Genomic DNA, 14,959 nt, shown 5'->3' with positions numbered 1-14,959 from the left:
GGCGGGTTGTGCCTGGACATCGAACACAGTTCATTCTGTTTTGCAGAATTAATTCTGTATTGAGGAATTTGATATCAGCGTGATAGCCTAATCGTGAAAGAGGATCATTCTCATTTGGAGGGAGGCCTTGATGGCCCTTACGCATCGCACATTGAGTCACGGTATTGGCGTTCTCACCCTGTCGAGCCTGCTGGCGGCGCCCTCGGCGCTGGCCGAGACAGAGGCCAAGGGCGAACAGAAGGGCAGCCTGGCCCTGGAGTCGCTGGTGGTCACGGGGGAAAAACTCGAGCGGGACTTGAAGAACACCGCGTCGTCGGTCTCGGTGATCACCGACCGAGATATCGAGCGCAGCAAGACCGGCGATGCGTCGGTGGCAGAGGTGATCAACGGCACGCCCAACGTGATCTACACCGACTCGGTGGGTGCGCCGGTCATTCGTGGCCAGGACACCCAGGGCCCGAACAACGGGCAGAACGTGTTCTGGGGCGGTACCGTGCCGCGGGCCACCATCAACCTCGATGGCCACTACCTGAACTACAACGAGATGTTCTTCGGTGCGACGTCGGTCTGGGACGTGGACAGCATCGAAGTTTTCCGTGGGCCGCAGACCACTTCCCAGGGCGCCAACGCCATCGCCGGGGCGATCATCGTCAACACCAAGGACCCGACCTTCGTCCCCGAGGCGGCCTACCAGGCCGAGATCGGCAGCTACCATTCGCGTCGCAGCTCGGTGGCGGTGTCCGGGCCATTGGCCGAGGATTTCGCCGGGCGCCTGGCGGTGGACTACTCGGCTCGCGATACCTTCATCGACTACGACAACCCGCGTTTCCAGGGCAGCAAGACCGACCAGGATTTTCGTAACCTCAATGCCCGGGCCAAGCTGTTGTGGTTGCCCACGGATATCCCCGGCCTGGAAAGCAAGTTCACCTTCTCCCACACCGACAGCAACCGACCGACCCAGGAAGCGGCCACCGCGCCGTTCCACAAGCTCAACCACCGCTCCACCACCATGCCGTCCTGGGAACAGGACACCAACACCAGCATCCTCGATGTGTCCTATGAGCTGGGCGGCGGCCTCAAGCTGCACAACCAGGCGCAGTATTCGCTGTCGTCGGTGCACCGGGTGACCGGGGCGGCAGGCGAGGGCGATGCGGATATCCGCCAGAGGAACGGCTCCAACGAAACCCGCCTGAGCTTCGGCGAGCAACAGGACGTGTTCAGCGGCATGGGAGGTGTCTACTACGCTCGCACCCGCACCGATGAAAGCCTGAACCTGCGTGGCCGCTCGATCTTCGATGACACCAAGACCAACCTCGGGATCTTCGGCGAGCTGCATTACCGCCTGAGCGATTTGTGGACCCTGAGCACCGGCCTGCGCTACCAGCAGGACCATGTCGAGCGCGACGGCAATTCGGTGCTGGCGCCACGGGCGCTGAACTATGACAAGACCTTCTCGGCGCTGCTGCCCAAGGTGTCCCTGGCCTACGCCGCCACCGCGCAGTGGACCGTGGGCGCCATGGTCAGCCGTGGCTACAACCCCGGCGGCGTGTCGCTGAACCTGAGTACCCGGCAATGGGCGTACTTCAAGGAAGAGTCGATCTGGAACTATGAGCTGTTCAGCCGAGCCAGCCTGCTGGACGACCGGCTGCTGATCAACACCAACCTGTTCTACATGGATTTCAAGGATGCCCAGTACAACATCCCGGTGGTGATCTCCCCGGGCGTGGCGCAGTCCTACACCATCAACGCCGAGAAGGCCCATGCCTACGGCCTGGAACTGGACTTCGACTACCGCCTGCTGGACAACCTGCGGCTCAAGGCCAGTGCCGGTACCTTGCGCACCCGCATCGACAAGATCTCCAGCAACGCCGGTTACGCCCACAACGAGTTCGCCCGCTCGCCGGGCTACACCCTGAGCTTCGGTCCCAGCTGGGACATCACCGAGCGCCTGAACCTCAATGCCCAGGTGCGCTACCTGGACGGCTACTACTCCGACGTGGCCAACACCTCCAGCTACTCGGTCAAGCCCTACACCCTCACCGACGCCCGCATGAGCTATCGCTTCAACGATCAGGTCCAGCTCTACGGCTACGTCAAGAATGTGTTCGACGACCGTTCCCCGACCTACATGCAAGAGAACCGCGGCATCGGCGGCACCGAAGCCAGCATGACCCAACCACGCACCCTCGGTATCGGTATCAAGGGCGCTTTCTGACCCGGCCCCCGGCGGCGCCTGCCAGGGCCGCCGGCCTCATTCCCCTACAGGAGATTGACAACAGATGAGTAACCGCAAACGCCTGCACATCGGCATGTCCCTGGCGCCCACCTGGCTCAGCGGCGATGCCTGGCGCCAGCCGGACAGCAACATCGAGGGCATCTACAGCAGCGATTTCGCCGTGGACATCGCCAAGCGCTCGGAGGCCGCCCACCTGGATTTCGTGTTTCGCCCGGACGTCAGCTACCTGAACATGGACGGCCTGGAAAGCGGCTCGGGTTTCGCCAGCCTCGACCCCACGGTGCTGCTGGCGGCAGTGGCCCGGGAGACCCGGCATATCGGCCTGGTCTCCACGGTGTCCACTACCTTTTTCCCGCCCTACGTGGTGGCGCGCCAGTTGCAATCGCTGCACTGGGTGAGCAATGGCCGCGCGGGCTGGAACATCGTCACCGCGCTGCAAGGCCACGAGAACTTCGGCCTGGAGGCCATGCCCGGTGCTGACGAGCGTTACGCCCGGGCCGCGGAGTTCACCAGCCTGGTGCATGAGCTCTGGGCCAGCTACCCGTCCGCTGCGCTGTTGATCGACCGCGAGAACGGTCGCTACGCCGATCGCTCCCAGGTACATCCGGTGGAGCATGAGGGGGCGCATTTCAAAGTGCGTGGCCCGCTGAACCTGCCGGCCTATCCCGGGCCGCGAATCCCCCTGGTACAGGCTGGCGCCTCGGACACCGGCCGTGATTTCGCCGCTTCGGTGGCCGACCTGGTGTTCGCCCCGACCCCGGACAAGGAGGCCGCCCTGGAACTGCGCCACGACCTGTCCCGACGGGCGTTGAGCCATGGCCGGGACCCGCGCGATATCCGCTTGCTGCCGGGCCTGAGCCTGTACCTGGCGCCGACCCGAGAAGAGGCGCGCCAGCTGTTCATGCAGACCCACGGCAACCCGGACAACAGCCGCAAGTTCGCCTCCATCAAGCAGACCATCGGCCTGGACCTCAGCGACTGGCCACTGGATCGCCTGGTGAGCGCGGCGGACCTGCCGCCGCCGTCGTCCAACCCCGGCAGTCGTACCCATACCAACCTGCTGCGGCGCTTGATCGAGCGCGAGACCTTGCGCCTGGACGAGCTGTTGCTGCGTCCGGAGGTGATTTCCGCAGCCCACTGGCAAGTGATCGGCACCGCCGAGGATGCCTTCGAACAGATCGCCGACTGGGCCGAGGCCGGCGCCATGGACGGTTTCATCGCCGCCCCGGGCGGCTCGATCCGCTCGATGCACATCTTCCTTGAGCAAGTCGTACCGCTGCTGGTCCAGGCCGGGCTGTTCCGCGAGCGCTATAGCGCCAGCACCTTCATGGAACACTTGCAGGAGCAAGGCTGAAGCCAGGCAGGTAAGCCAGGCAGGTAAGCGGGGTACGGTCCGGATGACAGCGCGCTATGGTTGTTTCTACACAACGGGCCGCGGATCATTCCTGGCCAATACCCACCCTGGAAATCAAGCAAGGAAAGTCTCGATGAAAGTCAGTGCGCGCAACGTGTTCAAAGGCCGGGTCAGCCAGGTCGAAGAGGGGTCGGTGAATGCCGAGGTGGTGCTGTCGCTCGAAGGCGGCGAGCAACTGGTGGCGGTGGTGACCCTGCAAAGCCTGCGCAGCCTTGGGATCGCCCCGGGCACCGAGGCCCTGGCCCTGGTCAAGGCGCCGTGGGTGATGCTGATGACCGACGCCGAAGGCATTCGCCTGTCGGCCCGTAACTGCCTGCAAGGCCGGGTGATCAGCGTCACCGACGGTGCGGTGAATGCCGAGGTAGTGCTCGAGCTCAGTGGTGGCAGCCGCGTCTACTCCATCGTCACCCGCGATGCCGTGGACGAACTGGGCCTGGCCCCGGGCGCCAGCGCCACTGCGGTGATCAAGGCCTCGCACATCATTCTCGGCGTACCGGCCTGAAACACCCATCGGTAGGCTCGCCGGGCCTTAGCGCCCGGCAGGCTACCAGCGGTCGAACAACTGCTTGACCTGGCGCGCCTCACGGCAGTCGTGCAGGGCCTGCCGGAAGCGCTGGTCGGCGAACAGCCGGGCGGTTTCGGCCAAGAGGTCCAGGTGCGACTGCTCGGCAGGGGCCGGTACCAGCAGCACCAGGATGTCGCGCACCGGCTGCTGGTCGGGGGCGGCAAAGGCCATGGGCGCCTGGGGGCGCAGATACAGGACGTGGATCGCGTCCAGTTCCTCCAGCCGCGCATGGGGCAGGGCCACGCCCGCGCCGATGGCGGTACTGCCGGCCTCCTCGCGACGGGCCAGGCTTGCGGCCACCCAGTCGCCCGGCAACTGCCAGGTATGTTGCATATGCTGGCCGATCTGCTGGAACAACCGATGCTTGTTCGACGGATTGACGGCGAGGAGGATGTCCTCCTCCTGCAGGTGCATGGCCAAGTTACCCATGGGCTTCTCCAGGAAAGACCAGGCGCCAGCGGCCCGGCTCAGCTTCCATTCAAGCGTATTCACGGCCGGCTGGCAGCCAGGGTGCGGCATTTTTTACGAAGTCTTTAGGTCCGCTATTGGCTGGACCCGTCCAGGCCCAGCTTGCGGCTGAGCCAGCCGCCCTTGGGCCAGTTGGTCCGGGCCAGTTCCACCACCTCGTCGCCGCGGCCGCTCATCACCGCCTTGAGCATGTACAGGCTCATACCCTTGGCCTGCTCCAGCTTGATCGTCGGCGGAATGGCCAGTTCCTGGGTGGCGGTGATCACGTCCACCAGCACCGGGCCGTCGTGGGCCAGGGCGGTGCGCAGGGCGCCTTCCAGGCCTTCGGAGTCCTCGACCCGCAGGCCGAGGATGCCCATGGCGTTGGCCATGGCGGCGAAGTCCGGGTTGTGCAGGTCGGTGCCGGTGTCCAGGTAGCCGGCGGATTTCATTTCCATGGCGACGAAACCCAGCGAGGCATTGTCGTAGACGATGATCTTCACCGGCAGCTTCAGCTGGGCCAGGGAGATGAAGTCCCCCATCAGCATGCTGAAACCACCGTCGCCGGCCAGGGCGATCACCTGGCGCGCGGGGCAGGCGGCCTGGGCGCCGATGGCCTGGGGCATGGCGTTGGCCATGGAACCGTGATTGAACGATCCCAAAAGGCGTCGCTGGCCGTTCATCTTCAGGTAGCGCGCGGCCCATACCGTGGGCGTGCCGACATCGGCGGTGAAGATGGCGTCGGCGTCCGCCAGTTCGCTGACCAAGTGGGTGAGGTACTGCGGGTGCACCGGCCGTCCCGGCGCGTCGGGGCGGGCCAGGTCGTCCAGGCCCTGGCGAGCCTTGGCGTAGTGCTCCAGGGAGGTTTCCAGGAAACGCCGATTGCCCTGGTAGGGCAGGCGTGGCAGCAAGGCCGCGAGAGTCTCGCGGACGTCACCGACCACGCCCAGGTCCAGGGGCACCCGCCGGCCCAGTGCCTGTGGATCGCGGTCGATCTGGATCACGCAAGCGTCCGTCGGATAGAACTGGCGATAGGGGAAATCGGTGCCCAGCAGTACCAGGGTGTCGCAGTTGAGCATGGCGTGATAACCGGAACTGAAGCCGATCAAGCCGGTCATGCCGACATCGAAGGGATTGTCCCATTCCACATGTTCCTTGCCGCGCAGGGCGTGCACCACCGGCGCGCCCAAGGCATCGGCCAGGGCCACGACCTGGTCATGGGCCCCGGCACAACCGCTGCCGCACAGGAGCGTCACGGCCTGGCTGTGGCTGAGCAGTTCCACCAGGCGGTCCAGGTCGTGGGGCGCCGGCAGGGTGCGTGGGGCGTGTAACGGTGGCCATGGCTTGCCGGCCGCCGGCACCTGCTGCAAGGCCACGTCCCCGGGGATCACCACCACCGCCACGCCGCGCTGGAGGATCGCACTGCGCATGGCCCGGTGCAGCACCTCGGGCATCTGCGCCGGATGGCTCACCAGTTCGACGAAGTGGCTGCATTCCTTGAACAGTTCCTGGGGGTGGGTTTCCTGGAAGTAATCCAGGCCGATCTCCGAGGACGGAATCTGTGCGGCGATGGCCAGCACCGGCACCCGGCTGCGGTGGCAGTCGAACAGGCCGTTGATCAAGTGCAGGTTGCCCGGGCCGCAACTGCCGGCGCACACCGCCAGCTGTCCGGTGATGGCCGCTTCGGCGCCAGCGGCGAAGGCCGCCACTTCCTCATGGCGCACGTGCATCCATTGGATGCTCTGCATGCTGTGCAGGGCATCGGTGAGGCCGTTGAGGCTGTCGCCGGTCAGCCCCCAGATGCGCTTGACCCCGGCTTGTTCGAGGGTCTGTGCCAGTTGTCGGGCAATGCTGATGTTCGCCATGGCGTGCTCCTGCCGTCGGATGGGAAAACAGTGTGATCAGCAGGGGACAGTGGGTGAGGGCGGATGATTCCATGAAACTTATGTAAATGAGAATTAATGCTAATATCGGTGTCCGAATTTTCCTCTGCGAGCGCCGGCCTTGCACCCACCATCCCACCTGGACCAGCGCTACTTCCTGCGCGACTTCCGCCAGCTCGGCGAACGCCATGCCGTGCACTACAGCCTGCCTGGGCTAAGCGTCGAGCACGACGATATCTGCCTGATGCAAGGGCTTATCACTGAACACCGCCTGCCTGGCGGGCTGGTGCTGGTGAATTCCGACGTGCTGCCGTTCCACAGCTACCGGGTCGACTCGCTGCGCATGCCATGCCTGAGCCTGGCACTGGTGCTCGAAGGGCGTGCCGCGCTGAGCTTCACTCGGGAGCAGGCGCTGTTACCCGGCCACTGCATCGCGACCCTGTGTGCCGACGACCGGCCACTGTCGGCGCTGCATTTTGCCGGTCCCCGGTTGCGCGGGCTGAACCTTGCACTCAACAGCCCCGAAGACCTGCCTGATGCGCAATTGGCCCAGCGGCTGCATGACGCTTTGCGGCGCGGTGGGTCGCAGATGACCTGTCACTCGCTGCCGTTGCATGTGCGCCAGGCCATCGACGACCTTGGCAACGGTCGTTGGCATGGCAGCCTGCAACAACTGCTATGCCAGGGGGTGGCCCTGCAACTGCTGGCCCATACCCTGGCCGGGTTGTCGGCAGGAGAGACCCAGGGCGGCGCCTTGACCCCCCGCGACCGACAACTGCTGGAGCGGGTTCGCGAGCGCCTGTACCAGGCTCCCGGCGAGGAACACTCGCTCACTGAGTTGGCTCAGCTGGCGTGCATGAGCAGCAGCTCGCTGCGCAGCAAGTTCCGAGCGGCCTATGGGCAAACGGTGTTCGGGTACCTGCGTGGGCGCCGCCTGGATGTGGCCTATGCGCAGCTGCAGCAAGGCTGGTCGGTGCAGCAGGCCGCCCATTTCGTGGGTTATCGCCATGCCAGCAATTTCACCACGGCCTTTCGCCAGCGCTTCGGCATAGCCCCCGGCAGTTGCGGTTGAACGCCAGCGACGGCTTGGCGCCGCGGGTTCGCGTCGGAACCGGCATCGCCCATAACATCCTCGGCATCCGGCAAAACCTGGGTAGGGTACGGATGTGAATAATGCGCATCCGACAATAGTATTCATCGGATAACCATTCCTATGTATTGCCCAGACTCCCGCGCGTTCCCGCGTCGTGCCCATTGCCTGCCCGTCGCCGTGTTCGGTGGCTTGCTGGTGTCCCTTTCGGCTTCGGCTGAAGAACCCGACAGCCGTTCCAGGCCGAACGCCTCATTGGTGCTACCCACCCTGAAAGTGCAGGGCGAGCAGGCGCTGGGCGAGACCACCGAAGACTCTGGCAGCTACACCACCGGTGCCATGTCCACGGCCATCGGCCTGCCGCTGTCGATCCGCGAGACCCCGCAATCGGTCAGCGTCGTCACCCGCCAACGCATCGAAGACCAGGGCCTGGCCACCACCGCCGAGATCCTGGCCAGCGCCCCGGGGATTTCCTATACCCGCAGCGACAGCAATCGCCTGGCGTTCTCCGCACGAGGTTTCGCCATCGACAACTTCCAGTTCGATGGCCTGGCATCGCCCATCAACAACCTGTGGAACTTCGGCGCCACCGACATGGACTCGGCCATCTACGATCGGGTGGAAATCGTGCGTGGTTCCACGGGGTTGCTGACCGGCGCCGGCAATCCCTCGGCGGCGGTGAATTTCGTGCGCAAAAAGCCGCTGGCGGATTTCGCCATCAGCGGCTCAGCGGGGGCCGGACGCTGGGGCGAGCGACGTGGCGACTTCGACCTGTCGCTACCCTTGGCGGCGGACGGCAGAGTGGCGGCGCGGGTGGTGGCGGCCTATTCGGAAAAAGACAGCTACACCCGCTTTCTGGAAAATGACTCACGCACGCTCTATGGGGTCGTCAGCGCCGAGCTGACCCCCAGCACCCGGTTGACCACCAGCCTGGAGTACCAGCGCAACCGTGTGCGGGGCATGGGCAGCGGTTTTCCGTTGTTCTACAGCGATGGCTCGCGCACCGATTTCGGCCGCTCGACCGCCAACAATACCCGCTGGAGCCGTACCGGCAGTGAGTCCACCACGGCCTTCGTCGACCTGGAACACACCCTGGACAACGACTGGAAGCTGCGTACGGCCTACAGCCGCTACGAGGGCAACTACGGCATGCACTCGCTGTTTCGCGGGGGCTATCCGGACCGTGCCACCGGCTTGGGCATGAAGGTCAACTTCCTCAATTACGATGGCGAGCGCAGCCGCGATACCTGGCACCTGACGGCCAGCGGCCCGTTCCAGTTACTGGGGCGCGAGCATGAACTGGGCCTGGGCTGGATGAGCATCGACGACGACCTGAACATCGACCAGTTCCAGCCCGCTGGCAAAACTCCGGCGATCGGCAGCTTCACCGACTGGCGCAACGGGCGTATTCCCGAGCCGGTGTGGTCACGCACCCGGTCCTCTGGCGATGCCACCCATACCCGACAGACGGGCGGCTACCTGGTCACCCGGCTGTCCCTGGCCGACCCGTTGCACTTGATCCTCGGCGCGCGGATCAGCGACTGGCGGATCGACCAGAACTACTACGGCGCCCAGCGCCAGTACCGCTACAAGAATGAAGTCACGCCCTATGCCGGGTTGATCTACGACATCGATTCGACCTACAGCGCCTACGCCAGCTACACCAGCATCTTCAACCAGCAGAACGCGCGTACGGCCAATGGCAGCATCCTCGACCCAGTGACTGGCGACAGCTACGAAGTGGGACTCAAGGCGGCCTACCTGGAGGGGCGGCTCAATGCCGCGCTGGCGGTCTACCGTACCCAGCAGGAGGGGCTCGCCGAGGCCATCCCCGGGGTGAACGTGCAAGGTCGACCCAACGAGCAGGCGTACAAGGCAGGCACCGGGGCGCGGGTCGACGGATTCGACCTGGACCTGAGCGGCCAACTGAGCGACGACTGGAACCTGTCCGCCAGCTATACCCACTTCATTGCGCGCAATGGCGATGGCCGGGCGATCAACACTGAGTTTCCCAGGACCCAGTTCAAGCTGTTCACCACCTATCGGCTCTCGGGTGTGCTGGACCGACTGACCCTGGGCGGTGGCACTACCTGGAACAGCCGGACCTCGCGCAACCGGGTACCCAGCCCCGGGGGGCTGACCGATGTGGGGCAGGGCGCCTATGCCTTGACCAGCCTGATGGCGCGTTACCAGGTCAATGACAACCTGTCGGTCAGTGCCAACCTGGATAACCTGTTCGACAAGCGCTACTACGAGCAGATCGGCTTCTACAGCCAAGGCTTGTGGGGCGAGCCGCGCAGCCTGCGCTTGAGCGCCAAGGCGGCGTTCTGATGACTCGGCTGCGGGTGTCCTGCGACGGGTTAATGACCGAACCGGTCCGGGCGGCAAGGGGCGAGTTCGGCGCACTGACGCGCCTGCAGCAACTCCTGGCAGATGAGGCGCCCGACGGTGGGTGCCAGGGTTACGCCGGCATGCATCACGGCCAGATAGAGCCTTGGATGCGTGTGGCATGGACCGATAACCGGCAGTTGATCGACAGGCATCGGGCGCTGGCCCACCTCCACGCTACGCAGCGTTACCGACTCGGCGCCGCGAAATGACTGGTGGATGCTGGCCAGGGCCTGTTCAGCGATGGCCTGTGGCCCTTGGGGCCCTTGGGCGTCGATATAGTCCTCGGCCGCCAGCAGGCTGCCATCGCTGGCTTCGCGTATCTCCAGCAGGTCGTTGGAAACCAGGGTCTTGACCAGCCCAGGGGGGGCATCCAGGCGCAGCAGGATCGACGGTGAAGGCTGGACCGGCAGTTCGATGCCCAGGGGCGCCAGCAGGGCTGGCGTGCCACAGCCTGTGGCCAGCACCACGTGGTCGGCCTGATGGACCCCGGTCGAGGTGATGACCCGGACGGGTTCCTGCCCCTGCACTTGTAACTCCAGCGCCGCCGTCTGGAGCAGTATCCGAGCCCCATGGCGCCGAGCGCCTTCAAGCAGGCAGTCGGTGACGGCTAGCGGGTCGAGGCTGCCTTCGCCCGGGGCGAACCTGGCCCGTTCCGGCGGCTGGCGCAGGTTGGGCTCCAATTGGCCGATCCGATCCTGATCCAGCCACTGGCGTGCAAGCCCGGGCTGCTGGTCATCTGCCGAGGGGACATCTTCCGGGTGATAGCACAGCGCTCCGGACCAGTTGATCTGCAAGTCCGGTAGTTCCTGCTCCAGGCGCCGGTAGTCGGCCAGGGCCTGGGTGCGCAGGGGGCGTGCGGCAGCAGGAAACTCCCCCAGGGGATTGATCCAGGCGAATGAATGAGCGGTGACGCCGGAGCCGGGGCTGGACTGCTCCAGTACGGTCACCTCGGCACCCTGGCGGGCCAGGTGGTAGGCGATGGAGGCGCCGACGATGCCCGCGCCCAGTACAACGATCCGTGGATGGTTCATGTTCACCTCGTCCTGTGGTCAGTGGTTGCGCTGCCGTTCGGCCAATGCCTGGGCCTGTACCCGTTGGATCCAGGCATCCTTGCAGTCGCTGTAGGCATGGGAGTCGCCAGGGTGCAGGGCCTGGCAGCGAAGTTTTTCCTGCTGGTATTGCTGGGCGATGCCCGGGTGTTGGCGCAAGTGGTCGGCAAAGGCCAGGTGCCGCTCGATCTCCGGCGAGCCCTGGGCATAGCAATGCAACTGCACGAGACGTTGACCGCTGTCCGGATCGTCGAGGCTGCAATAACGCCGCCCGGGCAGTCCCAGCTCGCCGCGCCAGGCATAACCCAGTTCCTGCAAGGCTTTTTGGCAGGCATCCAGCTCGGCCAGCGAGCGGACTTCCGGCAGCAGGTCGAGCACCGGCTTGGCGACGATGCCGGGAATGGCGGTGGAGCCGATGTGATGGACCTGGAGCAGATTGTCGCCCAGTGCTGCGTGCAGGGTGCCGGCGACCCGGCGAGCCTGCTCGGCCCATTGCGGATCGTGAGGGCGCAGCTCGACCTTGATCGGCACCGGCAACGTCGTGGCGGCAGGTGGTACGGGGCTCATGGGCGGGTGTCTCCAGGCGTTGGGGTGGAGGGGGATTGGCTGGGCGCACCTTAACCGCGGGGCGTGAGCCGGGCAATTTGCGCAATGTTATGAAATTGCAAGCGAGCTACAGGCGCCTTTGGCAGCGCACCTGTAGCCGTTGCCAGGCGTTGCTCAGGAGGACTTCAAGGCCACGCCCTGGGCCTGGGGCAAGGGGTTGCGCATCAACCGGCCCACGCACAACGCCCCCAGCAGGGCCAGGCAGCCGGCCACCGCCAGTACCCGCGTGAATCCGCCGACAAAGGCCTGCAGGGCCAGGGGCTCGAGCAGTGCCCTGGCGCTGTCCGGAAGGTTGGCCAGGGCACCTTGCATGTCGCCCGCCACTACCCGTGAGGCGATACCCGGTGCTTTCGCCAGCCAGGGCCCAGGCACTTGGCTGAGGCTGTCTTGCAACAGCTGTCGGGTCTGATTGCCCAGCACGGCACCGAACACGCCGATGGCCAGCATGATGGCGCTGAAGCGCATGGTGGTGCTCATCCCCGAGGCCATGCCGGTACGTTCCCGGGGCACGCAGGCCATGATGTTCTTCTGCGTGTCGCCGTTGAGCAGGCCGGCACCGGCACCTGTCACGGCAATCGCCAGGGCGAAGTTCAGGTAGCCCCCGGCATGCACCGCCCAGGCGCTGAGCAGGTTGCCGCTGCCCACCAGGGTCAACCCGGCGGCCATCAAGGTGGCGGGCGGATAGTGTCCGGCCAGGCGTGCGCCGATCCGTGGGCAGACCAGCATGGTCAAGGCGAAAGGCAGCATGCCCAGCCCCGAAGCGATGGCCGAGAAGCCCAGGCCGTTCTGCAGGTAGAAAGGCAACAGGGTCATCATCACCTGGGCGCAACCGGCGTAGGCGAACATGCCCAGCAAGGCTCCGATGAAGCGCGGATGGCGAAACAGTTGCAGGTCCACCATGGGGCGTTGTTGCATGCGCTCGACCAGTACGAACAGTCCCAGCAGCACCAGGCCGGCCAGTAGCCTGATAACGGTGACCGGATGGCTCCAGCCGATGCGGTTGGCGTCGATCAGGCCCCAGATCAGGCAGAGCAGGCTGGCGCTGAAGGCCAGGCTACCCCAGGGGTCCAGGCGGGCGGCCCGTGTATCGCGGGACTCCTCGACGTTACGCAGCACGCTCCATAGCAGCAGTGCACCCACCGGCAGGTTGAAGTAGAAGATCCAACGCCAACCCAGGTACTCGGTGAGCAATCCGCCGACCGTGGGCGCGGCGGTCATCGCCAGGCCCATGCAGCCGCCCCAGAAGGCCCAGGCCTTGGCGCGCTCCATCTCGTCGTGAAAGGTATGGCCGATGGTGGCCAGGGCCGAAGTCAGCAGCAGGGCTGCGCCGACGCCCTTGAGTGCCCGGGCGATGTCCAGGACCAGGGCGTTGGGCGCGGCGCCGCAGCCCAGGGAGGCGAGGATGAACAGGCCAAGGCCGCAGAGCAGGGTGCGTTTGCGGCCGAAGCGGTCGGCCAGGCTGCCGGCGGGCAGCAGGAGTGCGGCAAAGGCCAGCATGTAGGCGCTGACAACCCATTCGATATCGACGAAATCGGCCCCCAGGTCCCGGGCGATGCTGGGCAGGGCCACCGCGACGATATTGGTGTCCAGGACGATCAGCGAGCACACCCCGGACGCCGTCAGCAGGGTCAGGCGCGGGTTCAGTGGGCGGTTCATGGCGCGCTCTGGCGGTTGAGAGTAGCCAGTGCCGCCAGGGCGATTTCATCGTCATGGGCCGGAGTATCGGCACTGACTCCGATGGCGCCGATGACCTGGCCATCGACGATGATCGGCTGGGCTCCCTTCATCATCAGCAGGCCTGCGCTGAGGGCCGCCGGGCGCCCGCCGTTGATCGCGTTCTCCAGGTCGCCCGAGGGGCGGCGGAACAGCGCCGAGGTGCGGGCCTTGCCCTGGGCCAGTTCGATGCCGGCGACTACCGGGGCGCCGTCCATGCGCGCACCGATAATCGGCCAGCCGCCGTCGTCGACAATCACCACTGCACAAGGCCAGCCTTTGGCCTGGGCAGTTTCCTGGGCGGCCTTGAGCAGGTTCTGGGCGCGCTCCAGCGTAAGGATTGCCTTGTGGGCAACAATGGGTTGGGTCTCTGCGGCCACGGCGTTTTGCAGGCTGCAGCAGGTGATCATTGCCAGAAGCAGGGGTTTGACGCGCATGGCACGCTCTCTCTAGTGTGGAGGTCCGTCGAGCTTATCCCGGTCGTTGGCGTGGTTCGTTAGCCACTGACCGCTAGTTCATTACCTTTGAGCTAATGCATTTATGGACATTCGTCACTTTCGCTACTTCCTGGCGGTGGCCCGCCAGCGCAATTTCACCCGTGCCGCCGAGCAACTGGGCATCGCGCCGCCGACCCTGAGCCGGCAGATCCAGGACATGGAAAAGGCGCTGGGGACCCGTTTGTTCGTGCGCCAGCAGCGTGAGGTCAGCCTCACCGAGGCCGGGGCCACGTTGCTCCTGGAGGCCGAGGCCACGGTGCGTCAGTTCGAGTTCGCCCAGCGCAATGCACAACGTGCCGGACGTGGCGAGATCGGCCATATCGAGTTGGGTTACGTGGCCTCGGCGATGTACTCGGGATTGCTGCAGAAGCAGGTCCAGGCGTTCGCCCGCGATTGCCCTGATGTCAGCCTGAGCGTGCGCGAATGCCCCATGGCCACCTTGCCGGCGCGGATCGCCGACGGGCGCCTGGATGTGGGTTATATCCGTGCGCCCATGACCCTGCCGGAGGGTGTCGAGGCCATTCGCCTGGATGCCGAAGGGTTTGTCCTGGCACTGCCGGCCGAGTCCTGGTTGTGCCGCTTGCCGCAGATCGCCTGCGAGCACCTGCTCAATGAAACCTTCATCCTGCCGGAGCAGATCAACGGCACCCTGCAGGTGGCGGCCGAGGGCGGCTATGCCCCCAAGCTCGGTGTACAGCCCGGTGGCCTGGTGGCAGTGCTGGCCCTGGTATCCCTGGGGCAGGGTGTCGCCGTGGTGCCGGAGTCGGTGGTGGGCCATGTCAGCCTGCCCCATGTCCTGTACCGACCGATCCTGGGTAGCTCGGCCTCTTCCTGGTTGTCGCTGGTCCATCGGCGTTTCGAGCAGGCCCCGGCGGTGACTCGCTATATCGAGCAAGTGCGCCGCGAATACCGCCGCTGACCGTCACTGGGGCAACCGCTTTGCCCCGGCAAATCCTCGTGTAGCCGTTGCCGGGCTTGCGAGGCTGCACACGGGTGCGTAGCGGCTCCAGCCTTGTATCAGGCCAACTGCGCACCCCATTCGCACGGCTCGTACCGAGCCGTGCGCAG

Annotated in this window: 12 protein-coding genes; 6 read left to right on the top strand and 6 right to left on the bottom strand. The window is 65.4% G+C overall.

Features of this window, described 5'->3' with window-relative positions:
• The first annotated feature begins 127 nt into the window (after nt 1-127).
• The 3 genes from C4K39_RS27650 (at nt 128) to C4K39_RS27640 (ending at nt 4,152) form a co-directional block, all read left to right on the top strand.
• Nucleotides 128-2,215 carry a TonB-dependent receptor gene (locus tag C4K39_RS27650; RefSeq protein WP_124347950.1) on the top strand — a complete coding sequence of 696 codons (2,088 nt, stop codon included), beginning with the start codon at nt 128-130 and terminating at the stop codon, nt 2,213-2,215.
• Between the two features lie 64 nt (nt 2,216-2,279).
• The gene (locus tag C4K39_RS27645; RefSeq protein ID WP_124347949.1) at nt 2,280-3,590 is read left to right on the top strand and encodes an NtaA/DmoA family FMN-dependent monooxygenase; all 1,311 of its coding nucleotides are present in this window, start codon (nt 2,280-2,282) and stop codon (nt 3,588-3,590) included.
• A gap of 133 nt (nt 3,591-3,723) precedes the next feature.
• Nucleotides 3,724-4,152 carry a TOBE domain-containing protein gene (locus C4K39_RS27640; protein ID WP_124347948.1) on the top strand — a complete coding sequence of 143 codons (429 nt, stop codon included), beginning with the start codon at nt 3,724-3,726 and terminating at the stop codon, nt 4,150-4,152.
• Between the two features lie 42 nt (nt 4,153-4,194).
• Here the strand turns inward: C4K39_RS27640 and C4K39_RS27635 are convergent, their stop codons facing one another.
• Together C4K39_RS27635 and poxB are read right to left on the bottom strand one after the other, a co-directional pair.
• Nucleotides 4,195-4,644 carry a PTS sugar transporter subunit IIA gene (locus C4K39_RS27635; RefSeq protein WP_022639380.1) on the bottom strand — a complete coding sequence of 150 codons (450 nt, stop codon included), beginning with the start codon at nt 4,642-4,644 and terminating at the stop codon, nt 4,195-4,197.
• A 113-nt stretch (nt 4,645-4,757) separates the two neighbouring features.
• Nucleotides 4,758-6,527 (bottom strand): ubiquinone-dependent pyruvate dehydrogenase, encoded by a 1,770-nt coding sequence (gene poxB / locus C4K39_RS27630; protein WP_124347947.1) that lies wholly within the window; start codon nt 6,525-6,527, stop codon nt 4,758-4,760.
• Between the two features lie 139 nt (nt 6,528-6,666).
• Here poxB and C4K39_RS27625 point away from each other — a divergent pair, with 139 nt between their 5' ends.
• A complete protein-coding gene (locus C4K39_RS27625) occupies nt 6,667-7,617 on the top strand; it encodes a helix-turn-helix transcriptional regulator (protein ID WP_124347946.1) in 951 nt (316 codons plus the stop codon).
• 141 nt (nt 7,618-7,758) lie between these two features.
• Nucleotides 7,759-9,966 carry a TonB-dependent alcaligin siderophore receptor FauA gene (gene fauA, locus C4K39_RS27620; protein ID WP_068581319.1) on the top strand — a complete coding sequence of 736 codons (2,208 nt, stop codon included), beginning with the start codon at nt 7,759-7,761 and terminating at the stop codon, nt 9,964-9,966.
• A 29-nt stretch (nt 9,967-9,995) separates the two neighbouring features.
• Here fauA and C4K39_RS27615 read toward each other — a convergent pair whose 3' ends face one another.
• The 4 genes from C4K39_RS27615 to C4K39_RS27600 form a co-directional block, all read right to left on the bottom strand.
• Nucleotides 9,996-11,057 (bottom strand): NAD(P)/FAD-dependent oxidoreductase, encoded by a 1,062-nt coding sequence (locus C4K39_RS27615; RefSeq protein WP_124347945.1) that lies wholly within the window; start codon nt 11,055-11,057, stop codon nt 9,996-9,998.
• A gap of 18 nt (nt 11,058-11,075) precedes the next feature.
• Nucleotides 11,076-11,642: a GrpB family protein gene (locus C4K39_RS27610; protein WP_124347944.1), complete on the bottom strand. Its 567-nt coding sequence runs from the start codon at nt 11,640-11,642 to the stop codon at nt 11,076-11,078.
• Between the two features lie 153 nt (nt 11,643-11,795).
• Nucleotides 11,796-13,337 carry an MFS transporter gene (locus C4K39_RS27605; RefSeq protein WP_124347943.1) on the bottom strand — a complete coding sequence of 514 codons (1,542 nt, stop codon included), beginning with the start codon at nt 13,335-13,337 and terminating at the stop codon, nt 11,796-11,798.
• Nucleotides 13,334-13,831: a GlcG/HbpS family heme-binding protein gene (locus tag C4K39_RS27600; protein ID WP_124347942.1), complete on the bottom strand. Its 498-nt coding sequence runs from the start codon at nt 13,829-13,831 to the stop codon at nt 13,334-13,336. Before C4K39_RS27600 ends, C4K39_RS27605 begins: the two co-directional genes overlap by 4 nt.
• Before the next feature lie 103 nt (nt 13,832-13,934).
• Here C4K39_RS27600 and C4K39_RS27595 point away from each other — a divergent pair, with 103 nt between their 5' ends.
• Nucleotides 13,935-14,810: a LysR family transcriptional regulator gene (locus C4K39_RS27595; RefSeq protein WP_124347941.1), complete on the top strand. Its 876-nt coding sequence runs from the start codon at nt 13,935-13,937 to the stop codon at nt 14,808-14,810.
• The last annotated feature ends 149 nt before the right edge of the window (nt 14,811-14,959 follow it).

The organism is Pseudomonas sessilinigenes (assembly GCF_003850565.1).
Taxonomy (GTDB): Bacteria; Pseudomonadota; Gammaproteobacteria; order Pseudomonadales; family Pseudomonadaceae; genus Aquipseudomonas; species Aquipseudomonas sessilinigenes.
Note: the sequence above shows the minus strand (reverse complement) of the source record. Positions and strands in the feature narration are given on the sequence as shown.